General features: G+C 59.1%; 22 protein-coding genes. 10 read left to right on the top strand and 12 right to left on the bottom strand.

Annotated elements, in window-relative coordinates; translation table 11 throughout:
- The first annotated feature begins 607 nt into the window (after positions 1 to 607).
- On the top strand, positions 608 to 1096 hold the full coding sequence (locus EDC30_RS18955; RefSeq protein WP_424447028.1) for a phosphate-starvation-inducible PsiE family protein: 489 nt from the start codon (positions 608 to 610) through the stop codon (positions 1094 to 1096).
- 55 nt (positions 1097 to 1151) lie between these two features.
- Here the strand turns inward: EDC30_RS18955 and EDC30_RS18950 are convergent, their stop codons facing one another.
- The 8 genes from EDC30_RS18950 to EDC30_RS18915 all read right to left on the bottom strand — a co-directional run bounded on the left by EDC30_RS18950 (position 1152) and on the right by EDC30_RS18915 (position 7090).
- Positions 1152 to 1487 carry a chaperone modulator CbpM gene (locus tag EDC30_RS18950; RefSeq protein ID WP_132260464.1) on the bottom strand — a complete coding sequence of 112 codons (336 nt, stop codon included), beginning with the start codon at positions 1485 to 1487 and terminating at the stop codon, positions 1152 to 1154.
- On the bottom strand, positions 1484 to 2434 hold the full coding sequence (locus EDC30_RS18945; RefSeq protein ID WP_132260462.1) for a DnaJ C-terminal domain-containing protein: 951 nt from the start codon (positions 2432 to 2434) through the stop codon (positions 1484 to 1486). Before EDC30_RS18945 ends, EDC30_RS18950 begins: the two co-directional genes overlap by 4 nt.
- A gap of 227 nt (positions 2435 to 2661) precedes the next feature.
- Positions 2662 to 2934, bottom strand: coding sequence for a UBP-type zinc finger domain-containing protein (locus tag EDC30_RS18940; RefSeq protein ID WP_132260461.1), 273 nt, complete (start codon positions 2932 to 2934; stop codon positions 2662 to 2664).
- Between the two features lie 35 nt (positions 2935 to 2969).
- Positions 2970 to 4241 (bottom strand): FAD-dependent oxidoreductase, encoded by a 1272-nt coding sequence (locus EDC30_RS18935; RefSeq protein WP_132260459.1) that lies wholly within the window; start codon positions 4239 to 4241, stop codon positions 2970 to 2972.
- 28 nt (positions 4242 to 4269) lie between these two features.
- Positions 4270 to 5445 carry a class-III pyridoxal-phosphate-dependent aminotransferase gene (locus tag EDC30_RS18930; protein WP_132260457.1) on the bottom strand — a complete coding sequence of 392 codons (1176 nt, stop codon included), beginning with the start codon at positions 5443 to 5445 and terminating at the stop codon, positions 4270 to 4272.
- Between the two features lie 26 nt (positions 5446 to 5471).
- Positions 5472 to 6035 carry a DsbA family protein gene (locus tag EDC30_RS18925; RefSeq protein ID WP_132260455.1) on the bottom strand — a complete coding sequence of 188 codons (564 nt, stop codon included), beginning with the start codon at positions 6033 to 6035 and terminating at the stop codon, positions 5472 to 5474.
- 88 nt (positions 6036 to 6123) lie between these two features.
- Complete coding sequence (locus tag EDC30_RS18920) at positions 6124 to 6459, bottom strand: DUF5335 domain-containing protein (protein WP_132260454.1); 336 nt, start codon at positions 6457 to 6459, stop codon at positions 6124 to 6126.
- A 31-nt stretch (positions 6460 to 6490) separates the two neighbouring features.
- The gene (locus EDC30_RS18915; RefSeq protein ID WP_132260452.1) at positions 6491 to 7090 is read right to left on the bottom strand and encodes an HdeD family acid-resistance protein; all 600 of its coding nucleotides are present in this window, start codon (positions 7088 to 7090) and stop codon (positions 6491 to 6493) included.
- 972 nt (positions 7091 to 8062) lie between these two features.
- Here EDC30_RS18915 and EDC30_RS18910 point away from each other — a divergent pair.
- Complete coding sequence (locus tag EDC30_RS18910; RefSeq protein ID WP_243656866.1) at positions 8063 to 8746, top strand: PRC-barrel domain-containing protein; 684 nt, start codon at positions 8063 to 8065, stop codon at positions 8744 to 8746.
- Between the two features lie 53 nt (positions 8747 to 8799).
- Here EDC30_RS18910 and EDC30_RS18905 read toward each other — a convergent pair whose 3' ends face one another.
- Positions 8800 to 8982, bottom strand: a complete 183-nt coding sequence (locus tag EDC30_RS18905) for a hypothetical protein (RefSeq protein WP_132260449.1) — start codon at positions 8980 to 8982, stop codon at positions 8800 to 8802.
- Between the two features lie 205 nt (positions 8983 to 9187).
- Between EDC30_RS18905 and grpE the strand changes: the two genes are divergently transcribed.
- Together grpE and dnaK are read left to right on the top strand one after the other, a co-directional pair.
- A complete protein-coding gene (gene grpE / locus EDC30_RS18900; protein ID WP_132260447.1) occupies positions 9188 to 9790 on the top strand; it encodes a nucleotide exchange factor GrpE in 603 nt (200 codons plus the stop codon).
- Between the two features lie 79 nt (positions 9791 to 9869).
- Complete coding sequence (dnaK, locus tag EDC30_RS18895) at positions 9870 to 11795, top strand: molecular chaperone DnaK (protein ID WP_132260445.1); 1926 nt, start codon at positions 9870 to 9872, stop codon at positions 11793 to 11795.
- A gap of 99 nt (positions 11796 to 11894) precedes the next feature.
- Here the strand turns inward: dnaK and EDC30_RS18890 are convergent, their stop codons facing one another.
- Positions 11895 to 12128, bottom strand: a complete 234-nt coding sequence (locus tag EDC30_RS18890) for a hypothetical protein (protein WP_132260443.1) — start codon at positions 12126 to 12128, stop codon at positions 11895 to 11897.
- Between the two features lie 45 nt (positions 12129 to 12173).
- Positions 12174 to 12707, bottom strand: a complete 534-nt coding sequence (locus EDC30_RS18885) for an Hsp20/alpha crystallin family protein (protein WP_132260442.1) — start codon at positions 12705 to 12707, stop codon at positions 12174 to 12176.
- A gap of 104 nt (positions 12708 to 12811) precedes the next feature.
- Here EDC30_RS18885 and EDC30_RS18880 point away from each other — a divergent pair, with 104 nt between their 5' ends.
- From EDC30_RS18880 to EDC30_RS18860, 6 genes are all read left to right on the top strand, one after another.
- Positions 12812 to 13942, top strand: a complete 1131-nt coding sequence (locus EDC30_RS18880; RefSeq protein ID WP_481348084.1) for an LLM class oxidoreductase — start codon at positions 12812 to 12814, stop codon at positions 13940 to 13942.
- A gap of 33 nt (positions 13943 to 13975) precedes the next feature.
- Positions 13976 to 15184 carry an alkene reductase gene (locus tag EDC30_RS18875; protein WP_132260440.1) on the top strand — a complete coding sequence of 403 codons (1209 nt, stop codon included), beginning with the start codon at positions 13976 to 13978 and terminating at the stop codon, positions 15182 to 15184.
- Positions 15185 to 15256: 72 nt separating this feature from the next.
- Positions 15257 to 15433 carry a hypothetical protein gene (locus tag EDC30_RS19555; protein WP_165973889.1) on the top strand — a complete coding sequence of 59 codons (177 nt, stop codon included), beginning with the start codon at positions 15257 to 15259 and terminating at the stop codon, positions 15431 to 15433.
- Positions 15434 to 15533: 100 nt separating this feature from the next.
- A complete protein-coding gene (gene clpB / locus EDC30_RS18870; protein WP_132260438.1) occupies positions 15534 to 18116 on the top strand; it encodes an ATP-dependent chaperone ClpB in 2583 nt (860 codons plus the stop codon).
- 250 nt (positions 18117 to 18366) lie between these two features.
- A complete protein-coding gene (locus EDC30_RS18865) occupies positions 18367 to 20490 on the top strand; it encodes a low temperature requirement protein A (protein ID WP_132260437.1) in 2124 nt (707 codons plus the stop codon).
- A gap of 40 nt (positions 20491 to 20530) precedes the next feature.
- The gene (locus tag EDC30_RS18860; protein WP_132260435.1) at positions 20531 to 21364 is read left to right on the top strand and encodes an aldo/keto reductase; all 834 of its coding nucleotides are present in this window, start codon (positions 20531 to 20533) and stop codon (positions 21362 to 21364) included.
- 302 nt (positions 21365 to 21666) lie between these two features.
- On the opposite strand, the gene EDC30_RS18855 is transcribed toward EDC30_RS18860, so the two are convergent.
- Positions 21667 to 21912 carry a hypothetical protein gene (locus EDC30_RS18855; protein WP_132260434.1) on the bottom strand — a complete coding sequence of 82 codons (246 nt, stop codon included), beginning with the start codon at positions 21910 to 21912 and terminating at the stop codon, positions 21667 to 21669.
- Between the last annotated feature and the right edge of the window lie 566 nt (positions 21913 to 22478).

Genomic DNA, 22478 nt, shown 5'->3' with positions numbered 1-22478 from the left:
TCCGGGCTTTTCGTCTGAGAATATTTATCTTTACTTCACGATGAATTGAAAACAGCGAAAGGTATCAAACAAGTCAACATTGTCAACGCTGGAATCGCTTTACTCATTCGCTTATGTTTTCATGAAGTTTTTTTTTGCTGCCTGAAGGCGACTATCCGCAGCCCAGCGCTTTCCACTCAAGAGGTCAAGGATATCTTGCGTCTGAAAAGGACGAGCGAAAGCCACATGTCCATTGATAGCCCTTCCTCTATTCAAAGACTGATGCGGCAGCTTGGTAAAGCCAGGGAGGCGGGAGCGCAGCCCTTTCAAGAGGCATGGGGTTCCGCGAGATTCGATTCTTCTATCGCGGTTACCCGGTTGCGCCGAATTAATGCGCTTCACGGGCTTCATAGCGACTTTCATCCAGCTCTCGTCGCGGGGGTGGGCACACATTTTCCTTGCTCGCCCGTTATGTTCTGCCTATAAAGACAAGAACACATCGAGCACGCTGCATCGGGAAATCATGCCTTGCATTATGCTCGCCCTTTTTTGAAGGATGTGGCCACCCGTTTCTTTAGGCGGAACGACCGACTCGACGATGAAGTGAATCCGGAAAAGGAGAAGCGAAATGAAACCAGATCAGGGTCAATCAAACAGCCTGCAAAAAGAAACCCGTCAGAACTGGCCATTCATGACGCTGTACCAGCGTTTCGAACAAGTCGTAGTGCTCGTATTGAGCCTGGTTATTGCCCTGGTCATTGCCATCGCCGTGCTGCAGCTAGTGACCCGGCTCATACCGCTGATGCTTGGCGGAGCGCTGGATCCGCTGGATCACGAAGTGTTCCAGGCAATGTTCGGCATGATCATGACGCTGCTGATCGCCCTGGAGTTCAAGCATTCGATTATTCGCGTCGTTTTACGCGCCGAAGGCATCGTTCAGGTCAAGACCGTCATCTTGATCGCGCTGCTGGCCTTGAGCCGCAAGTTCATCATCCTGGATATTCATTCCACCGACGCAGCGACCATCGCGGCGCTGGCGAGTGCCACTGTGGCACTTGGGATTGTCTATTGGCTGGTCAGGGAAAGAGACGACAGGCGTTCGAAGCCGCTGGAATGAACGGCAGGCGCGATTCATCCAAAGCTTCGCGGCAACGCTCTTGCGGCTGGCATGCTCAGCCCGGATTCGACCTGCCATGACCGAGCCGTGCGCGCGCCGCGTTCAATTCCAATTCCAGTTCTTCGATGCGCTGCATCAGGGTCATTGCCAGGGTCACGCCATGCCGGTCAAGCTCGAAGTCGTCGCGCAGTCTGCGCGCCATGCTCGCGACAACGACGTACCGGAGCGGGAACGACATCGGCTGCGCGTTGGCGTCGACCGGTGCAATGACGCCGTTTTCTATCAGGTCGTCCAGCTCTTCATTCGACAAGCCGGACACTTCGACCAGATTCTGGGCCGAGCAGATGGCCTGCTCATTCAGCCAGATCCATTCCGTGGCATCGACTTTCATTTTGCCGCCTCCTTGAAGTGTTGGCGCGGGTTGAAGTCCGAAGCGGCGGCAAGCTGTTCATACAGTTCCTGTTCGCGTTTGCCCACCTTCTTGGGCACCTCTATGCGTGCCACCGCGTACAGATCGCCGGCGCCGCCCCCCGGCGACGGCAGCCCGCGCCGGGCCAGCCGCAGGCGCTGGCCTGAGGATGTGCCCGGCTTGATACTGAGTTCGACGGAGCCGGCCGGAGTCGGAATCTCAACCGCGGCGCCCAGCACGGCTTCCCATGGTGCGAGAGGGAGATCGAGGTACAGGTCGCGCCCGCTCACCCGGTACAGCGGGTGCGGCGCGATGTGCAGAACGATGTACAGGTCGCCAGGCTTGCCGCCGTTGCGGCCCGGTCCGCCCTTCCCCGCCAGGCGCAGCCGCTGTCCCTCCGTCGCGCCTTTGGGAATGGTGACGCGGAAAGTATGCGGGGCGCGGTGCGGCAAGCCATGCTCGTCGTATTCAGGCAGTTCCACCGTGACATCGGTTTCGCCGCCGCTGTAGATTTTTTCCAGCGGGACCGCGACGGTCACTTCATAGTTCTCGCCAGGTATAGGAAAGCTTGCCCGCCCACGCCCGCTTCCGTCGCCGCGGCCACCCGCCCTGAACGCATTCAGGATGTCGGCCAGATCCACATCGTCAAAGGCCGACGAGCTCCCGTCGTAACGTTGCTGCCAATCGGGCGGCACATTGAACTCTTCTCCGGCCGGATGCCTGCCCAGGTTGTCATATTCCTTCCGCTTTTCAGGATCCTTCAGTGTAGCGTAGGCTTCGGCAATTTCCTTGAATTTCTCTTCGGCTTTGGGCTCCTTGGAAACGTCCGGATGATATCGGTGCGCAAGCTTGCGATACGCCTTCTTGATATCGTCTTCCGACGCAGTCCGATCGACGCCCAAAGCCTGGTAATAGTCCTTGTATTTCATTGGATACCTGCATCGAAACCCAAAAGGGCACGTTAAATGTTAGGCAGGACTTCCGTGCGCGAGTTCGCTGAAAAATGATAGGCTATCGGAAGCGTCGCCCTTACGCATAGCCTGAAGATTGTCCAGCCGAACTTGAAAAACCCGGCGCCAGAGCATTGGGTCCACGCATTCCGCCTGTTCGATGAACTGATGTAAGTGCATGATGTGAGTGCGGTCTGGGACTGGCATCACTTCTCAAGTTCTCCCGCCACGACTTGATCAGCGTAACACCAGACCCAGGTTTCACCCGCCTCGATGGATCGCACCAGCGGATGGCCCGAGGTCATGAAATGCTTGCTTGCATGCTTGTTAGGCGACGAATCGCAGCATCCTACATGGCCGCATGAAAGGCACAGCCGCAAATGCACCCAGCCGCTGCCTGTCTTGACACAGTCTTCGCAGACATGTTTGTCGGTATCGGTGATTCTGATCTGGTCGAGATGGGTACATTCCTGTGCCATTACAATCTCCGGGAGTAGTGGCCGATGGCAGCCGTTCAGCAATTCGATAGATATCGATGCACCAGCGCGATCGCCATGGCGCCCTCGCCTACGGCGGACGCGCAGCGTTTCACCGACCCGTGGCGCACGTCGCCGGCGGCAAACACTCCCGGGACACTGGTTTCCAAATGATACGGGTCACGGTCGAGCTGCCAATTGGCCGGCCGCTCGCGGCCGTGCAGCAGGTCCGGCCCGGTGAGAAGATAGCCGGCGCTGTCGCGTTCGATGCCGACTTCGGTGGCCCAGTCCGTCTGCGGCACGCCGCCGATGCACACGAACAGCCAACGGGTTGGTACCTTGTATTCGCGGTTCCCGTTTCGGTCGGCAAGCGTGATTTCCTCCAGCACCTCGCCGCCGTGCAAGGCAACCACCTCGGTGCGCGGCAGGACAAAGATATTCCTGGTGGAGCAGATGCGGTCGATCAGATATTGCGACAGCGTGCTCTTGAGCGAATCGTTGCGGATCACGATGCAGATGCGCCGGGCGAATTGCGCGAAGTGCATCGCAGCCTGGCCTGCCGAATTGCCGCCGCCGACAATATAGATATCCTCGTCCCTGGTCAACGTCGCTTCACTGGCACCGGCGCCGTAGTACACGCCAGCCCCGAGAAACCTGTCTTCATTGGGCAAGCCGAGCCGGCGGTATTCGACGCCGGTGGCGCAAATCGAGGCATGAGCCACGATGCGGGTGCCGTCCTCCAGATAACCGGTTCCTTTCCCGGGCTGGAATTCGGCGCGCACGCCTTTGCGCCCCAACAGGATTTCGACGCCGAACTTGACCGCTTGGTCGCGCGCACGCGCGAACAGGTCCGCACCGCTGATCCCCTCGGGAAATCCCAGATAATTCTCGATCCTGGAAGTGCTGCCTGCCTGGCCTCCGAGCGCCCAGCGCTCCACGAGCACAGTCTTCAAGCCGTCCGCGGCGCCGTAGACCGCCGCGCTGAGCCCAGCCGGCCCGGCGCCATAGATGGCCACATCGTACTCGGTGCGCGACGGCGTGGAGAACCATCCCAGTTTCTCGATGATCTGCCGGATGGTCGGACATTCCAGGCGACTGCCATCGGGGAATATACAAACCGGCAACCGCGAATCCTTCAGGCTTTGGACCTTCGCCACAGAGCGCGCCGCCTCATCGCTATCGAGTTCGATCCACTCGAATGGAATATCGCAGCGATAAAGAAAATCGCGGATGGCATATCCTTCGGCCGCGCCGCGCCGGCCGCAGACTTTCACGAGCGGCGATTGGCCTGCTTCGGACTGTTCCTGCATTTATTCCTCCGCGTGTACACCGCTGACTTCATACACATCGTTCAAGAATGTCCAACCCCTGCGCCGCTGTGGCCTGATCGATGTTCAGCGCCGGCAGCAAGAGCAGGCTCTCCCCTTCGTTCGCCACCAGCAGTCCTTCGCGCCGACATTTCGCCTGCACCTTCGCAGCATGGCTTTCATCGCCGAAGTCCACGCCGATCGCAAGTCCGGCAATCCGGCAACTGGCCGGTTTTTTAAAGCGCATCTCCATCAATCGCTGCCGGCAATAATCGCTTGTCGCGGCGACATCCTTCAGTAAGCGTTGATTATTCCTTGCGATATAGCCTAGCGCCGCGATCGCGACGGCGACGCTGCGCGGGTGCCAGCCATAGGTGGAATAGAAATGCCCTTTATCTTCCATGGATTTCGCCACTGGCGTCGTGGCGATCATCGCGCCCATCCCGCCAAGCCCGCCGGTGATCGCTTTGGCCACGCATATGATGTCCGGCTCGATAGCGAACTGTTCCGACGCGAACAGCGTTCCTGTCCTGCCGAAACCGGTTGCCACTTCGTCCATGATCAGCAGCGTGCCGTATTGCCTGCACAGGGCCGCGAGGCCGGTCATGAATTCTGGTTCGGGAATGAGCACGCCGAGATTGATGCTGATCGGCTCCATGATGAAGGCGGCAACGTCCCTTCCCTTCAGCAGTGCCTCGACCCGCGCCAGTGATTTCGCATTCAATGGCGGTTTGACCTTGTAGCAGCGGGAGAGCAGATTCTTGCAGTCTTCCCGGGATTCCGAGGAGCCGACACTCAGCCCTCCTATGGTATTGCCATGATAGCTTCCTTCCACCGAAACGAACTTCGACCGGCCGGTGTGCAGCATGGCCGCCTGCAAGGCAAGGTCGACGGCTTCCGAACCGCCGGTGGCCCTGAAACATTTCTTCAACGAGCCAGGCGAAATCGACACCAGCAGCGATGCGAGTTCAACCCATGGCGCATAGGAGTAGCCGGGATATACATAATCGGGACCTTCAAACTGCGCCGCCGCTTCCAGCAAAACCGCATTGCCCCAGCCAAAATTTCCGACGCACCAGCCCATCATGAAGTCGACATACTGTTTTCCTTTGTCATCGAAAAGGAAGCTGCCCTCGGTCCTGGCGACCTGCAGGTCCTCGGGGCTTTCTCTGGCCAGAAACTGGTGTTCCTCAGATTGGTTTGCCATGCGTTTCCTCGGGTTAGAGAAGCCGTTCACAACATGCTGCGGCGCGCGCTGCGATGCAAACCGGCATTTTGCCGGTGAGCCTCGATCGCCGCGGCCAAGGATCCGAGGTCCGAGCTTCCCTGATGAAGATCGCCGTTGATGAAAAATGTCGGCGTCCCCGCGACTCCACTCCGCACGCCACTGTCAAAATCTGCCTGGATCTTCGGCAGATAGGCGTCTTCGGCGAGCGCCTGCCGCAGTTCTGCGGCTGACAGACCGAGTGTCTTGACGAGGGCTTCATACAAGTTAAGGTCCAGCGCAGTCTGATTTTCGTAGAGGGCGTCATGCGCTTCCCAGTACTGCCCATGTGCGCCGGCGAATTCCGCGGTTTCGGCAGCAGGTGCCGCTTCCGGGTGAAGCTGGGTCAAGGGGAAATTACGGAATACAAAGCGGAGATCCTTGCCGTAATGCTGCTGCAGCAGTTTGACCACCACGTGGGCTGCGCCGCAGTATGGACACTGGTAATCGCCGTACTCCACCAGAGTGACCGGGGCCTTCGGATCCCCTTGTACATGATCATCGGATGTAACCGGAACTTTCAGATCGGACATGATGGCACCTCATTAAACGTTCGGCACTCTCAAGCGCGCCGGATATGCCGCCTACGCCGAGTCGACAACGATGATTTGATTCCTCGAATCACGGCGGCGGCAGCATCAACGGATCACGCAATTTGATGATGTGCCGGAAGTCGTCGTTATCGATCACTTCCACGCTGCTGAGGTCAAATGCGGTCAGATCCACGAACACGTCGCGCGGCTTGTGGATCATGTGATCCAGTCCTTCGAGTGCAACTTCGACAATGTCGTCTTTCGGATCATAGGTAATGCCCAGCAGAGGCAGCCATTCAGCCTCGATCTGGCTTCCGATGGCAAGCGCATCGACTTCGATTTCAACGCGCTTGCCGTCGAGGACTTTCGACATGTGGTCGAAATAGGCATGCCATTTCGGCTTTTCAAGTTTGGATATGGCCATGAAGTCTCTCCATTGTCTGAGTGATTGGCAATCAAGGATGGGCTGCCGACATGCGCCGTTCCGGCATGGTCCGTCTGTCTTTTTCCATTGTCATCCCCTTGATTCTGGCGCGCAGGCGGAATGCGAATGCCAGCAGCAGGATGCCGCTGAAGACCGCATAAAAGCTGATGAGCCAGACGAGCGCCAGCGCCCCCGCATCGGGGACCAGGAAAACCAGCACGCCAAATGCGATGGAAACGGCGCCGTTCAGGATCAGCAGTCCCTCGTTGCGGATGGTCTTGCGCAAACGTATTGCGGTAGCGATATCCAGCACACCAGTAACCATTGCATTAGCCCCCATCACAAGCACCAGCACCAGCGTGGTGAGGCCCGGATGTATGATTGCGATGGCACCCGCGCCGAGACTGACCAGGCCGACCATGAGCGGCAGCCACCAGTCCTCGTTGCTTTTCCTGCTTTTCACGGAGCCGACCACCAGTACCACGCCGGTGAGCAGCGCATAGGCGGCAAACAGGGCTGCAAGTGCCAGCAGCGTCAGGGCAGGCCAGGCCAGCGCCAGCACGCCGAAAAGAATGGCGATCACGCCGCGCAATGCAAGCATGCGCCAGGATCGCGAAAGCACTTCATTCATCCCGATAACCTCCTTCATATCAACGCCTTCATCTGAAAATATTCACCCAGCTTGGCTTTGCTTCAGCTGCCGCCGCAAGGCAGTCCCGATCCGCCTGCCAGTCGCAATTGATATGCCAACACGGGAAGGCATTGCGCGCGAGAATACAGCGTTCGTCCATCTCCTGAAGCGTTACGCAAAGGCGCTAGCGCGATCCGGAAGGCCGCATGGAAGTGGAATGCGGGCTACCTTGTTCGCGGAGAACGCTTCGTTCCTTTCCTCTCACGCATGCGTTGCGAACGAAGGTGCTATTGATCGGATCCGCCATATGTATTTAAGTAGAGCTGATTTCAGATTAGTGAGGATTCGCGTTCGAGCCTAACGCGGCCCGGCCTTACGCGGCCCAGCCAGAAAGGATGCATCGCGTAGCCCTGAGAAACGCATACGATATCCCGCTCTGATCAGGGCACGGCATTTGCTTGAACCCTGTGCCACGTCTTGCTTCGCCGGCACATGACCAAGTGTTTTGATTGAATGTGTACGCTTCCGTATCCGGTGATGAGGTATGCGCCGATCGGTCACATGGAGGCGGAATAACCGGCCATGAATTTCCGAGGCGGCGGCGACCAAAATCGCGGATACAAATCCGCTCTCGTCAGAGCACAAACATAGCTGCTCGGGCCTTAGCCGTGCCCTTTGCAAGGCTTACAGTAAGGCTTACATTTTTCGGTAATTTCTTCAGCCGGCGCTTTGGCGTTTTTCAGCAAGCCGAGTTAAGCTTAAAAAGGCGCGTCAGCCACACTTGCTTCGCATGCGTTGATTACCAATACTCGATGCATATCGCGCGGATTTTTCGATAGCGACAGGCCACGACCGGAAGTACCCGCTCATCGCTAATCGCGGTATCGTTTTCTCCAGTGCGGTGGCATGTCATTAGCGTCTTCATGCGGCCCCAGTGCCTGTTTTCAAGGCATGCGAATTGCTGGCGCCTGCATGGTGCTGTCATTCCTGGGATGGCGGCGTGGAGGCCCTTTCGGCAAAGGCATGGCGTGCGATAAGAATACGGATCCAGATCTGTCGCCTGCCCGCATGTTTGCGCAGGGGCGTCGTCACTGCCCGAAAGGGAAATCCATCGTGAAGGAGATCGCCATGAAGCGTCCACTCATCATCACCGCAACCACCATCCTATGTCTTCTCTCGGGTGTCGCAACGGCTCAGCAGGATCGGCCTGGCGGCTCCGGCTCGTCCAGCTCTACCACGTCCGGCTCTACCACGTCCACCTCTGGCTCGTCCGGCTCTGGTTCGTCCGGCTCTGGCGCATCCGGTGCCGCGAGTGGGCCGGTTGCAGGCAGGGCGCCGCTCGGGGTCACCGTCATTGAAATGGAAGTAGTGGTTCGCGGATGGAGCGCAAAAAAGGATTTGATGGACAAGACCGTGATGAACGATCAAAAGGAGAAAATCGGGAAAATCGAAGACCTGATCGTCGGCCGGTCCACTGATGCGAAACTCCCGGTTGCCTCATTCGCCATTATCGGCGTCGGCGGATTTCTCGGGATCGGAAAGCACGACGTGGCCATACCGATGGAGCAGCTCAAGCTGGAAGGGAAGCAGCTGGTTCTGCCGGGCGCGACGAAGGCTGAGCTGAAGGCGCTGCCGCGCTTTGAGTACGCTCGCTAATGCAGTGATCTACGCAGATGGTGCGCGGTGAACATGCAAGTGCCCATGTAGCCTTATCGCCGCCATCCACGCTCCTGCTTCCAACCTGCCGGGTCGCCCATCTTGCACAGGGCGACATCGGTATGCGCATCGGTGGCGAGCCCGACAATAGCCTCATCGGCATCGGCGACCACATGTGCTTTAGTCAGAATGAACCCGTCCTGGCTGATGATGAAGCCCGGCCCCAAGCCGCGCATTGATCAAGCCGCTCGCTTCGGGTTGGTATGCATCCTGCAATGCGATTGCATGAGTCATTTCATGGGAAGGATCCAGTCCGCTTCACGCCGCTCGAATATGGCAGAGCTGTCGTCCCCGAACGGCGCGTAATGACATGATACGGGGGAGCATTCCCTTTTTCTTTTTTCAAAACGGCGATTGCCGATGCATGCCGGGAGTGATTTGATGCAGAACCAAAACGAAATGAGTAACCGGGAAACCTCCGCGGAGTTATTCTCGCGGCCTGACGCGGCGCCTCAGGAGGGCGCTCAGGAAGGCGCTCAGGAAGGCGAACAAGCGCGCACTGGCGAACTGCCACTGGAAGAGCAGCTTGCGCGGGCCGAATCCAGCCTGGCTGAGATGCAAGATGCCTTTTTGCGTGCCAAGGCGGAGATGGAAAACCTCCGCCGCCGGGCCCGGGAAGATATCGCCAGCGCGCATAAATATGCGATCGGAAATTTTGCCGAATCATTGCTGCCCGTGAAGGACAGCTTGGAAATGGCGCTCCAAGTGGAGACGCCATCGGTGGAATCGCTCAGGGAAGGCGTCAACATGACGCTTAAACAATTGTCGTCGGCGTTCGAGAGGAACCGCGTGACGGAAGTGGATCCGAAGCCGGGTGACCGGTTCGATCCCGACCGGCATCAGGCGATTTCCATGATCCCTTCGACCCAGCCGAGCAATACCGTTGTCAACGTGCTGCAGAAAGGCTACCTGATCGCGGACAGGTTGCTGCGCCCGGCCCTGATCACCGTTGCACAATCGACTACGGGAGGCAATTCAAGCTAAGCAAAGCAGCCTGAATCGCAGCATTACGGTTTCTTCTGCCCGCGAATCCGGGCCACTCAAGCAATTGAAGGACAAAATCATGAGCAAGACTATCGGTATCGATCTGGGCACGACCAACTCATGCGTTGCGGTCGTGGAAGCGGGCCAGCCTAAGGTCATAGAGAATGCGGAGGGCTCGCGCACCACGCCGTCGGTGGTGGCCTATCAGGAGGATGGCGAGATCCTGGTCGGCGCACCCGCCAAGCGCCAGGCGGTCACCAATTCGCAAAATACCATCTACGCGGTCAAGCGCCTGATCGGCCGCAAGTTCGACGAGGCAGAAGTGCAGAAGGATATTCACCTGATGCCATACAAGATCATCAAGGCGGATAACGGCGATGCCTGGATCGAAGTGCGCGGCAAGAAATTCGCGCCGCCGCAAATCTCTGCCGAAGTGTTGCGCAAGATGAAGAAGACCGCGGAAGACTATCTTGGCGCGGAAGTCACCGAAGCCGTGATCACGGTGCCAGCCTATTTCAATGACTCGCAGCGCCAGGCGACCAAAGATGCCGGCCGCATCGCCGGACTGGACGTCAAACGCATCATCAACGAGCCGACCGCGGCTGCGCTGGCATTCGGCCTGGACAAGGCGCACAAAGGCGACCGCAAGGTAGCCGTGTACGATCTTGGCGGCGGCACCTTCGACATTTCCATCATCGAAATCGCCGATGTCGAGGGCGAAAAGCAGTTTGAAGTGCTGTCGACCAACGGCGACACCTTCCTTGGCGGCGAGGACTTCGACCAGCGCCTGATCGACTATGTGATCGGCGAATTCAAGAAGATCAACGGCCTGGATCTGTCCAAGGACCCGATCGCGCTGCAGCGTATCAAGAGCGCTGCCGAGCGCGCCAAGATCGAATTGTCCTCGACCCAGCAAACCGAAATCAACGAGCCGTATATCGCCATGGCCAATGGCGCGCCGGTCCATATGAACCTGAAAATCACGCGCGCCAAGCTGGAGTCGCTGGTGGAGGAATTGATCGAAAAGACCATCGAACCTTGCCGCGTCGCGATCAAGGACGCGGGCGTGAAGACGACAGACATCGACGACGTCATCCTGGTCGGCGGCCAGACCCGTATGCCGAAGGTGCAGGACAAGGTGAAGGAATTCTTTGGTAAGGATCCGCGCAAGGACGTCAACCCGGACGAGGCCGTCGCCGTCGGCGCTGCAATCCAGGGCGCCGTTCTAACCGGCGAGCAAAAGGATGTCTTGCTGCTGGACGTGACGCCCTTGTCGCTGGGCATCGAAACTCTGGGTGGCGTGATGACCAAGATGATCCAGAAGAACACCACCATTCCGACCAAGTTTTCCCAAGTATTCTCGACCGCGGACGATAACCAGCCTGCGGTAACGGTCAAGGTGTATCAGGGCGAGCGTGAAATGGCGGCTGGTAACAAGGCGCTGGGTGAATTTAACCTCGAAGGCATTCCGCCGGCGCCGCGTGGCATGCCGCAAATCGACGTCACATTCGATATCGATGCCAACGGCATCCTGCATGTATCCGCCAAGGACAAGGCGAGCGGCAAGGAAAACAAGATCACCATCAAGGCCAATTCCGGATTGACCGAAGAGGAAATTCAGAAGATGGTGCGCGATGCCGAAGCCAATGCCGAGGAAGATCAGCGCTTGAAGGAACTGGCGACCGCGCGCAACGAAGGCGATGCGCTGGTGCATTCGACCAGAAAAGCGCTGGAAGAATATGGCGACAGACTCAATCCTGCGGACAAGGATAAGATCGATTCCGCCATGCGGGATCTGGAAGAGGCATTGAAGGGCAACGACAAGTCAACGATCGACTCGAAGGTGGCAGCCCTGACGACCGCGGCGCAAAAACTGGGCGAAGCGATGCAGGGAGAGGCCAGCGCACAGCAGGCAGCCGAGTCGGCAGCGCAAGGTGCAACCGATGCTGGTCGTCCGCAAGAGGAAGACGTGGTGGATGCCGATTTCAAGGAGGTGAAGAAATAAGCTTCGCGGCAAAGCCGCACTGCGCCGCAATGGGGGCAGTGCGGCGCAGTGCCGTCGGCCCGCGCCGTTCACCGTTCGGGCCGCGGTTTTCTTTTCATGTCAATCGTCATGCTCCTGCATGGCCACAAGGTTTTCTATTTCAAGCTTGGCGTGCTCGATGCTATCCGTCAGCGCAGCATCGCGATAAAAAAATCCCGGCATGGTCTTTTTCCGCACGCGCACGACCTTGCCATCTTTCGAGATTTCATATCCTCCAAAGTACAAGTCTTCACCTTCGGGGATTGCTATCGGCAGGATGGTATACCCCTTGTATTCGACTGGCTGATGGTCCATGTTCGTTCTCCATGTCCGTGCCCGTGCAGCGACTCGAACAGCCAGTTACTGGACGGTAAGCTTTTTGGCCTGCGCCGCCTGCTTTTTCGGGAGGGTCAGCCGTAATACCCCTTTCTCCAGCCTCGCCTGCGCGCTGGTGTCATCAACCTCCGCGGGTAACATCAAACTGACGGCATATCTTCTATAGAAGCGTTCCATTCGGGACGGCTGCCCCTGCGATCCTGATTGCCCCGATTGCGCGGACTGCCCGGACTGCGCCTGGCCTCCGGCCTGTTGCGGCGTCACATCTATTTTTTCTTCCGCTTCGATGGTCACACGCTTATTCTCGATCGAAATCCTGACGTCGTCTTTTTCGACGCCGGGTATATCCGCTTCGAGTTCATATGCCTGGTCTGTTTCTCTCAGGTTCACGCGCGGCGTGATCACGTCCTGATCGATTCTCGATACGGCAGAATAAGGCATGAGCGTAGAAGAAAATAGGTCTTCAAACATATCCTCGACCATTCGCCCTACCTGTTCGTCGATCGATCTGGGCCGGTATATCGAACCCTGCGAACCTTCGCGTCTGATTAAATTCATGACTAACTCCTAGGTAAAAAGTGGAGCGGAGCTCCGGTTGAACAGCGCAGATCCGTAGATCTATAAACCCTGCTTGCAAATTTCGGACCGGCGCATGAGTGCCAATGACTGCCACATGGCCGCGCCTCGCCGGCCGCGCCTTCTTCCCGCTGGCGCCTAAGGCCTGCGGCATGCGAATTGCTAGATATAGCGAAATCGAATCATCACTCAGAGTGGAGAAAGAGATGGCGACCGCCAATATGCTGAGCCCCAACAGGAAAGCCAAACCCAGCGACATGAAGGGTTACCGGCGCATGTTCGCGCCAGACCGGCTTACGCTGGGCGTTTTCTTTCCAATCGAGGCTTTCGAGGGCGACCAGCCGTCGATGCAGCACCAGGAATACCTTGCCCGCCGTGCCGAGGAACTGGGTTTCGCCGCGTTGTGGTTTCGCGATGTGCCGCTGCGTGACCCGAGCTTCGGCGATATCGGCCAGGTGTTTGATCCCTGGATGTATCTCGGCTGGATTGCGGCGCAGACACGCGAGATTGCGCTGGCCACCGGTTCCATCGTTCTGCCGCTGCGCCATCCATTGCACACCGCAAAAGCCGCCGCATCGGTCGACCAGCTGTCGGGCGGGCGCCTGGTTCTGGGCGTCGCGTCCGGCGACCGGCCGGTAGAGTTCCCGGCATTCGGTGTCGACTTCGAACAGCGCTCCGCCCTGTTTCGCGACAACCTCAGCGTGATCCGCACCGTGCTGGACAATGAGTTTCCGACCGTGCATTCTTCCTATGGCGACCTGTATGGCAACGCCGACCTGGTGCCGAAACCGACGGGGCGACTGCCGATGCTGGTCACCGGCCATAGCGGACAGCGCCTGGACTGGATTGCGCAGCACGCGGATGGCTGGATCACTTATCCGCGCGGCATCGAACGCCAGATGGAAGTGGTGTCGCACTGGCGCGCCGCGGTGGAAGCCGTCGCGCCCGGCTCGTTCAAACCTTTCGTGCAATCCTTCTATGTCGATCTCAGCGACAATCCCGACCAGCCGCCGACACCGATTCATCTAGGCTTTCGGGGCGGCCGTAACTTCGTGTTGCATTTTCTCGAAGCGCTGCAGACGATCGGGGTTAACCACGTCATCCTCAATCTGAAATATGGAGCGCGCGATGCCGGCGCGGTCCTGGAAGAGATTGGCAAGGAGATACTGCCGCAGTTGAAAGCAGGCGTGCCGGCGGCCGCATATTCCGCCCAATAATCTTCCGTTTCGCATTCTCAGGAGGCAAATATCATGTCCGCATCGACCCAAGCCACCCCGGCCAGGGAAGCTCCCCCGACCGCTTCGGAGCCGCTGTTCCAGCCCATCATGCTGGGACCCTATTCCTTACCCCATCGCATCGTCATGGCCCCGCTGACCCGCTCGCGCGCACGCCAGCCCGGCAATGTTCCGACTCCTCTGATGGCCGCGTATTACGTGCAGCGCGCTTCGGCCGCCGTCATCATCAGCGAGGCGACCCAGGTTTCCATGCAGGGACAGGGCTATGCCTGGACGCCGGGCATTCATAGCCGGGAGCAGATCGAAGGCTGGCGCCTAGTGACTGCGGCCGTGCATGCGGCCAGAGGGCGGATCTTCCTGCAGATGTGGCATGTCGGCCGCATCTCGCACCCGGCGCTGCAGCCGGACCGCATGCTGCCGGTCGCGCCGTCGGCAATTCGCCCTAGCGGCCAGGCCTTTATCGAGAACGACATGGGCGAAGGTGAACTGGTGCCGTTCGTCACCCCGCGCGCCCTGCAGACAGAGGAAATGCCCTACCTCGTCAACCAGTATCTGCGCGCCGCCACGAATGCGCTGGAAGCCGGCTTCGACGGCGTCGAAGTGCATGGCGCCAACGGTTACCTGATCGACCAGTTCATCTGCTCCAGGACCAATCAGCGCACCGATCAGTACGGCGGATCGGCCGCGAACCGGGCGCGCCTGCTGATGGAGGTGATGACGGCTGTCAGCGAAATCTGGGGCCGCGAGCGGGTCGGCCTGCGGCTGTCGCCGCTGGGCACCTTCAACGATGTGAGCGACGACGACCCGGAGACCACGTTCGGGCATATCGTCGAGCGGCTCGATGCGTTCGACCCTGCCTATCTGCATGTCATCAACCCAGCCGCCGCCGCGCTCGAAAAGGGTGCCGCACCCGACCCCGCCGCAATGCGCATGCTTGAGATGATCCGAATGAAATTCCGCGGCAAGCTGATGCTGACCGGCGGTTTCGATCACAACAGCGCCAACGAATGGCTTGCACAAGGCAAGGCCGACTTGATCGGGTTTGGTCGCGGCTTCCTGTCCACTCCCGACTTGCCGGAGCGGTTTCGCCAGCACGCGGCCTTGAATACTCCGGACCCCAGTACCTTTTACGGCGGCGGTGCGAAAGGGTATACCGACTACCCGACCCTGGCACAAACGCGTGGCGAGTCGCCTAAACCCTGCGTCGATGAAAGCTGGCGATGATGCATGAAAAGATGGACGGGACGGATGTTCCTGCCCTGCTCTGCCAGAGTCCTGCAATATCAAGGAGAGACAATGAACCAGCAATGCAGCCTGACCGATGAACAGATAGAAGCCATCGCGCTCGACACCCTGGAATTCTTCGGACTGCCGGAATATGAAGTGGCCCTGAGCCAGGCACAAGTGCTGGGGTTCGCCCGGGCCGTGCTGGAGGCAGCATCCAGGCAGGCGACACAACCGCGCCAGGTCTGAATGCCCCCCAAACGGCTGAGCCTCTCCGGCCGAGCCTGTCCGCGGCAAGCAATTTCACTCTTGAGTTTTCCAACCTCCCGACCTTCAAGGAGTGTGCAAGATGCGTCCTGATAAATTCACAACCAAGTTGCAGGAAGCCCTGGCGGATGCGCAAAGCCAGGCCGTGGGCAATGACAACCCTTATATCGAACCGGTCCACCTGCTGGTCGCCCTGCTTAACCAGGATGACAGCAGCGCCCGTTCTCTCTTGCAGCGCGCCGGCGTGAATGTCGGCGGACTGTCCAACGCGTTGAAAGGCGCGCTGGAACGCCTGCCGAAAGTCTCCGGCACCGGCGGTGAAGTGCAGGTCAGCCGTGAATTGTCGGCCTTGCTGAACCTGGCCGACAAGGAAGCGCAAAAGCGCGGCGACCAGTTCATTGCCAGCGAGATGGTGCTGCTCGGCCTGACCGAGGATAAGTCGGACGCCGGCCGGCTGGCGCGTGAAAACGGCTTGAGCCGCAAGTCGCTGGAAGCGGCCATCGATGCGGTGCGTGGTGGCGCTTCCGTCAATTCGCAGGAAAGCGAGGGCCAGCGCGAGGCATTGAAGAAATACACGCTGGATCTGACCGAGCGCGCTCGCCAGGGCAAGCTCGACCCGGTGATCGGGCGCGACGATGAAATCCGCCGCGCCATCCAGGTTTTGCAGCGCCGCACCAAGAACAATCCGGTGCTGATCGGCGAGCCGGGCGTGGGCAAGACCGCCATCGTCGAAGGCCTGGCGCAGCGCATCGTCAATGGTGAAGTGCCTGACAGCCTGAAGTCCAAGCGCGTGCTGTCGCTCGACATGGCCGCGCTTGTGGCTGGCGCCAAATACCGCGGCGAATTCGAGGAGCGCCTGAAAGCGGTGCTGAAGGAACTGGCCCAGGATGAGGGGCAGACCATCGTCTTCATCGACGAGCTCCACACCATGGTCGGCGCCGGCAAGGCCGAGGGCGCCATGGATGCCGGCAATATGTTGAAGCCTGCCCTGGCGCGCGGCGAGCTGCACTGCATCGGCGCCACCACGCTGGATGAATACCGCAAGTACATCGAAAAGGATGCCGCGCTGGAGCGCCGCTTTCAAAAGATCCTGGTGGACGAGCCGAGCGTGGAAGCCACCATCGCCATCCTGCGCGGCTTGCAGGAAAAATACGAGCTGCACCATGGCGTCGAGATCACCGACCCGGCGATTGTGGCAGCCGCCGAACTGTCGCACCGCTACATCACCGACCGCTTCCTGCCCGACAAGGCGATCGACCTGATCGACGAAGCCGCTTCCAAGATCAAGATCGAGATCGACTCCAAGCCGGAAGTGATGGACAAGCTCGACCGCCGCCTGATCCAGCTGAAGATCGAGCGTGAGGCGGTCAAGAAGGAAACCGATGAAGCTTCGCAAAAGCGCCTGGCCATGATCGAAGACGAGATCGATAAGTTGGAGCGCGAATACGCCGACCTGGAAGAAGTCTGGAAAGCGGAAAAGGCGATGGTCCAGGGCAGCCAGCACATCAAGGAAGAGATCGAAAAGGTCAAGTTGCAGATGGAAGAAGCCAAGCGCAAAGGCGATTGGCAAAAGATGTCCGAGCTGCAGTATGGCAAGTTGCCGCAGCTGGAAGCGCAATTGAAGCAAGCTGACAGCAGCGAAGCCAAGACGGCCAAGCTCAAATTGTTGCGCACCCAGGTCGGCGCCGAGGAAATCGCCGAGGTGGTGTCACGTGCCACCGGCATTCCGGTGTCGAAGATGATGCAGGGCGAACGCGACAAGCTGGTGCACATGGAAGAAGAACTGCACAAGCGCGTGGTGGGGCAGGATGAAGCCATCGTGGCGGTGTCGGATGCGATCCGCCGTTCCCGTGCTGGTCTCGCCGATCCCAACCGGCCGTACGGTTCCTTCATGTTCCTGGGCCCGACCGGTGTGGGTAAAACCGAGCTGTGCAAGGCACTGGCCTCGTTCCTGTTCGACACGGAAGAATCCCTGATCCGTATCGACATGAGCGAGTTCATGGAGAAGCATTCGGTGGCCCGCCTGATCGGCGCGCCGCCGGGCTATGTCGGCTACGAGGAAGGCGGCTATCTGACCGAAGCGGTGCGGAGGAAACCCTACAGCGTGATCCTGCTCGACGAGATCGAGAAGGCGCATCCCGATGTGTTCAACGTGTTGCTGCAGGTGCTGGATGATGGCCGCATGACCGATGGCCAGGGCCGCACCGTGGACTTCAAGAACACGGTGATCGTAATGACCTCGAATCTCGGATCGCACAAGATCCAGTCGATGGAAGAGAGCGACCCGGCGCTGGTCAAGCTGGCCGTGCTGGCGGAAGTGAAGAACCATTTCCGTCCGGAGTTCATCAACCGTATCGACGAGATCGTGGTGTTCCATGCGCTCGATGAAAAGCATATCGGCTCCATCGCCAAGATTCAGCTGGCCATCCTGGAAAAACGCCTGGAGAAGATGGAGATGCGCCTGGATATGTCGGAAGCGGCATTGCAGAAGATCGCCGAAGCCGGCTTCGACCCCGTATATGGCGCAAGGCCGCTGAAGCGCGCGATCCAGCAGGAGATCGAGAATCCGCTCTCCAAGCTGATCCTGGAAGGCAAGTTCGGTCCGAAGGATGTGATTCGCGTCGATGCGCAGAATGGCAAGCTGGTGTTCGAGAACGCAGCCTGATCCTTGCCAGCCAGAAGGGCGCGCGGGCGGGCTTCGGGCTGTGGCCTTTTTTTCTTGGCGGCTTCGGCTCCATGTGCCCGATGCGGTATGGACGGACCGGACGACCGCCCTGCCGTGTGCACGCGCGATAACCGGGCAGTCATGGTCGGCACGATGCATGCATATGGCATGCTCATCGGCACCCGGCACAGCGTAAGAGGTCTGGCATCTGGACTCGGGGCGCGCGGCGCAAGATCGACAATCAGGCGATATGCACAACACAAAATATTTCGAGTCCAAGCGCCATGCCACCTGGCTCGAGTTGTTCTTCGACCTGATTCTTGTGGTGACGATCGGCGACGTCACGCATATCCTGAGCCACACGCACGAGGGTCATCTCGACCCACTCCAGTTCTGGAAATTCGTCCTGATTTTCATACCTTTGTGGTGGGTTTGGGCCAGCCACACGATGTATGCCAACCGGTTCGACGCGGATGACCGGAAGCATCGGCTGGCAACGCTGTTCATCATGTTCCTGCTGATTATCATCTCAGGCTTGATCGGTCAACGATTCCTGGCCAGCTTCGAGGCCATCGTCGTCTGCTACGTCAGTTCGAAATACATCATCGCCATGATGTATTTCGTGTCGAAACACCGCCACCAGGAAAGCGTGGGACTCACAACGGTAGTTGGCCGGGTGATCCTCGCCGGCGCTACCATCAGTCTCGCTTCGCTCCTGTTCCCGGCACCACAGCAATATGTCGTGTTTTATCTTGGAATACTGTTCGATCTGCTTGCGTTCATCTTTTTTTTGCCGCAGCGCCTCCAGCTCATCCCGGTGCATACCGAACACCTGATCGTGCGGGTGGGCCTGCTCACGATCATCATGCTGGGAGAGTCCGTTATTAGCCTGTCCACGGGACTGGCCGACATTAGCTGGACTGTGGAGCGGCTGCTGACCGCCGCCACCGGCTTCGTGATGATATCGAGCATCTGGTGGGTCTACTTTGACAGTTTTCACCTACTGTCCGAACAGAAGCTCACGACCGGCCATTCGATCCTGTACTCGCACCTTTTCGTCTTCATCGGCCTGTCAATTCTAGCCAACCTGATCCGGCATGCGATCCTGGACGACATGGTGGTATCCGATTTCCGGGTACTGTCGGTCATCGGCGCGGTCTGCTTTTTCATTGGCAAGCAGTACGGCTATTTCATGGAGCGTCCCGAGCTGCGGTCCCAGTTGGTCGTCAACACCCTGGTCGTCTTCGTGTTGACCGGGTTTGCCCTGCTATTGCCCAGAACCGGTTACATCCTGCTTGGTCTTACCGCTGCGGTGATTTGTTATGCTTTCCTCAGTCTCAGATACCTGAACGTGCCCCCCCGCGCGTCACGACCATCCGCGCAACAGCGCTATCACAGGAGACCTGCCATGAGCGACACAGCAAGTTCTCCAGACACGATGCGTGGCTGGGTCATCAGGGCCTATGGTGAAAAGATGGTGCTGATGGACGACCTGCCGGTTCCGACACCGGGTCCGCACGACATCCTGATGCAGATGCGTAGCGCCGAAGTGGGCGATTGGGACGACCTTGTGCGCACCGGCGCATGGGACATGGAGCGGCCGTTTCCGTTGATCCTCGGCCTGGCCGGCGCGGGCAGGATTGCCGCGGTCGGCACCGCAGTCACCGGTTTCTCCGAGAACCAGCAGGTCTACGCCTACAACTATCCGTTGCACGACAACGGTGCCTGGGCCGAGTTCATGCTGGTGCCGGAGACCTATGTCACGCCGATACCGGCATCGCTCACGCCGATCGAGGCAGGCGGCGTGCCGATCATCGGCCTGACCGCCCATGAAGCCCTGATCGACGTCCTGCACGTGACCGGGGACGATGTGATGCTGATCAACGCGGCCGCCGGCGGCGTCGGTCACATCGCCGTGCAGCTGGCTTCCCATCTCGGCGCCCAGGTGGTGGCCACCGCCAGCCGCCGCAACCATGACTTCGTGGCCGGCCTCGGCGCCGCCTCAGTGATCGACTACGACGCCACCGGCGACGTGGCCAAGGCCATCCGTGACCAGTATCCGGGCGGGGTCGACAAGGCCCTTAACTGCGTGTCGGGCAAGGTGGCGAACGACTATGTGGCGGCGGTCAAGGATGGCGGCAAGATTGTCGACCTGCCGGGGGCGGTATCGGTGCACCGACCTGGCGTGAAAATCATTTCGGACTACGTCGTGCGTGGGAACCGCGCGCGGCTGGCCGACGTGACCCGGCTGTTCGACACTGGCGCCCTGCGCCTGGTCATTCACGAGATCGTCCCGTTCGACGAGGCGCAGCACGCGCTCGACCTGGTGCTTAGCCGTCACGTGCGCGGCAAGGTCGTGCTCAGGATAACGTGACCCCGCCCAATCAATGCAGGATCAGACGACAGGAGCAATCATGCGCAAGACCAAATTTCCCTCGGGCGAGGAAGTGCCTGTGCTCGGACAGGGCACCTGGGGTTTCGGGGAACATCCCGAAAACCGCCAGAACGAAATCGACGCCCTGCGGTTCGGTATCGACACCGGCATGAAACTGATCGACACGGCAGAAATGTATGGCAACGGCGCGGCCGAGAAATTGATTGGCAAGGCGATCGAAGGGTGCAGGGAACAGACCTTCATCGTCGACAAGGTGCTTCCACAGAATGCCACGCGGAAAGGAACCGTCGAGGCCTGCGAGAAAAGCCTGCGCCGCCTCGAGACCGACCGCATCGATCTGTACCTGTTGCACTGGCGCGGCGCGGTACCGCTGGCGGAAACGCTGGCGGGTTTCGACGACCTGCTACGCGCCGGTAAAATCCGCTACTGGGGTGTGAGTAATTTCGATGTGCCGGACATGGCGGAAGTCGCCGAGCTGCCGGCCGGGTCGGCGGTTGCAACCGACCAGGTGCTGTACAACCTGATGCGGCGAGGCATAGAATACGACCTGATGCCATGGTGCGAGCAGCGCAACATTCCGATCATGGCGTATTCGCCACTGGAGCAAGGCCGCCTGATGGGTGCCCATGAAATTCTGCGCATTGCCGATGAACATTCCGCCACGCCGGCACAGATCGTCCTGGCCTGGGTGCTGCGCAAGGAACGCCTGATCGCGATCCCGAAGGCCAGCACACCCGGGCACGTCAAGCAAAACCGGATCGCGCTGGACATTCATCTGACGCTGGACGAGCTTGCCGCACTGGACCGCGCATTCCCGCCGCCCGACCACCAAATGCCGTTGGAAATGATTTGAGCCGGTACGTCCCAATGCAACTGCGACGCCCTACGCATCAATATGGCTGGCCCAGCGCGGCTGCCGCTCGGCTCGGCCGCGCATCGCCATCAGAGCCCGCAGCGAACACTCCAGCTTGTGGTCCAGGTCACCGTCCTCGGTGCGATCTTCATGTCGTATCGGCTGCGTTCGTACTGCGGCCGGCAATTGCCACGCTGTCCATTGCATGGCGTTGAATCGCGCGGTCGCCCCAAGGCATAGTTTTCATTGGCCAAGCCGATGCCCAGGGCGAGCGAAGCCGCATCACCAATCCGCATGCATGCCTATCCATAGCCCGTTCTTCCCGGCACATCCTTTCCTTGTGCAGACGCGCATGCCTTCTCATGAATTTCGCTGGCGCGATGATACTTGTCCCAGAGATCGGCCACGCTAGTCGGCTCCGTCATTTCGGCGCCCCTAGATTGTTTTTCTGCGCTGCTTCCTGGCGCATGGCGCACGCGATAAATCGGATCGTTGCTGGATTCCGCTTCGAGCCGCATTGGCAGTGACATTTTGATGGTGATGTTCATCGACAGTCCCGTGAAAATTCTTCCCGTACCGATGCTCAATCGGCCTGCTTTATCAAGATAGCCCCCGGCGCCCCGTGCAACTGGCAGAAACAAATGATGCAACTGCACCCGGCGGATGGCTAGATAGACTTGGCCATGCTCGTCCCGCACGCCGATAAGTCAATGCACGCTCCAGTCTGCACCAGAGGTCTCTTCGGTCAGGCCCAGCGAGCGCAAGATGCCGTGATCGGATACGGGTGGCAGCCTATTCCGTATCATCGTTGTCTTCATCATTCTGCCCCAGTCGTTTCAGCGCAATCCCGAGCTTGAGGGACCATTGCTGCGCGTGGGCGCTAAAGTGTCATGCAAGGAGCGCCGACAATGGCGTCTGTCGCCATGCGTTCAAAGCGCGTTCAATGACAGATTGAGAATGAGATGAGCCTCTGAAGTTCAATTGAAAATGCGATGACAGCTTGCCGTTGATATCACTAGTGGACTACCCCCGGTTCAGTAGACAAATTCCGACCTCACGCTGAGGCGCGTTCAAACGCCTCGGGACTTACCTGGCCCAAATGGCTATGGCGCCG

It is taken from the genome of Paucimonas lemoignei (assembly GCF_004342585.1).
GTDB lineage: Bacteria > Pseudomonadota > Gammaproteobacteria > Burkholderiales > Burkholderiaceae_D > Paucimonas > Paucimonas lemoignei.
Note: the sequence above shows the minus strand (reverse complement) of the source record. Positions and strands in the feature narration are given on the sequence as shown.

Coding starts and splice junctions, on each gene's coding strand:
- EDC30_RS18950 (WP_132260464.1), bottom strand. CDS start 1,487: ATGAAAGTCGATGCCACGGAATGGATCTGGCTGAATGAGCAGGCCATC.
- EDC30_RS18930 (WP_132260457.1), bottom strand. CDS start 5,445: ATGGCAAACCAATCTGAGGAACACCAGTTTCTGGCCAGAGAAAGCCCC.
- grpE (WP_132260447.1), top strand. CDS start 9,188: ATGCAGAACCAAAACGAAATGAGTAACCGGGAAACCTCCGCGGAGTTA.
- EDC30_RS18910 (WP_243656866.1), top strand. CDS start 8,063: ATGGTGCTGTCATTCCTGGGATGGCGGCGTGGAGGCCCTTTCGGCAAA.
- EDC30_RS18865 (WP_132260437.1), top strand. CDS start 18,367: ATGCACAACACAAAATATTTCGAGTCCAAGCGCCATGCCACCTGGCTC.
- EDC30_RS18940 (WP_132260461.1), bottom strand. CDS start 2,934: ATGGCACAGGAATGTACCCATCTCGACCAGATCAGAATCACCGATACC.
- EDC30_RS18885 (WP_132260442.1), bottom strand. CDS start 12,707: ATGAATTTAATCAGACGCGAAGGTTCGCAGGGTTCGATATACCGGCCC.
- EDC30_RS19555 (WP_165973889.1), top strand. CDS start 15,257: ATGAACCAGCAATGCAGCCTGACCGATGAACAGATAGAAGCCATCGCG.
- EDC30_RS18890 (WP_132260443.1), bottom strand. CDS start 12,128: ATGGACCATCAGCCAGTCGAATACAAGGGGTATACCATCCTGCCGATA.
- EDC30_RS18875 (WP_132260440.1), top strand. CDS start 13,976: ATGTCCGCATCGACCCAAGCCACCCCGGCCAGGGAAGCTCCCCCGACC.
- EDC30_RS18945 (WP_132260462.1), bottom strand. CDS start 2,434: ATGAAATACAAGGACTATTACCAGGCTTTGGGCGTCGATCGGACTGCG.
- EDC30_RS18915 (WP_132260452.1), bottom strand. CDS start 7,090: ATGAATGAAGTGCTTTCGCGATCCTGGCGCATGCTTGCATTGCGCGGC.
- EDC30_RS18935 (WP_132260459.1), bottom strand. CDS start 4,241: ATGCAGGAACAGTCCGAAGCAGGCCAATCGCCGCTCGTGAAAGTCTGC.
- EDC30_RS18880 (WP_481348084.1), top strand. CDS start 12,812: ATGACTGCCACATGGCCGCGCCTCGCCGGCCGCGCCTTCTTCCCGCTG.
- EDC30_RS18860 (WP_132260435.1), top strand. CDS start 20,531: ATGCGCAAGACCAAATTTCCCTCGGGCGAGGAAGTGCCTGTGCTCGGA.
- clpB (WP_132260438.1), top strand. CDS start 15,534: ATGCGTCCTGATAAATTCACAACCAAGTTGCAGGAAGCCCTGGCGGAT.
- EDC30_RS18905 (WP_132260449.1), bottom strand. CDS start 8,982: ATGCGCGGCTTGGGGCCGGGCTTCATCATCAGCCAGGACGGGTTCATT.
- EDC30_RS18855 (WP_132260434.1), bottom strand. CDS start 21,912: ATGAACATCACCATCAAAATGTCACTGCCAATGCGGCTCGAAGCGGAA.
- dnaK (WP_132260445.1), top strand. CDS start 9,870: ATGAGCAAGACTATCGGTATCGATCTGGGCACGACCAACTCATGCGTT.
- EDC30_RS18920 (WP_132260454.1), bottom strand. CDS start 6,459: ATGGCCATATCCAAACTTGAAAAGCCGAAATGGCATGCCTATTTCGAC.
- EDC30_RS18925 (WP_132260455.1), bottom strand. CDS start 6,035: ATGTCCGATCTGAAAGTTCCGGTTACATCCGATGATCATGTACAAGGG.
- EDC30_RS18955 (WP_424447028.1), top strand. CDS start 608: ATGAAACCAGATCAGGGTCAATCAAACAGCCTGCAAAAAGAAACCCGT.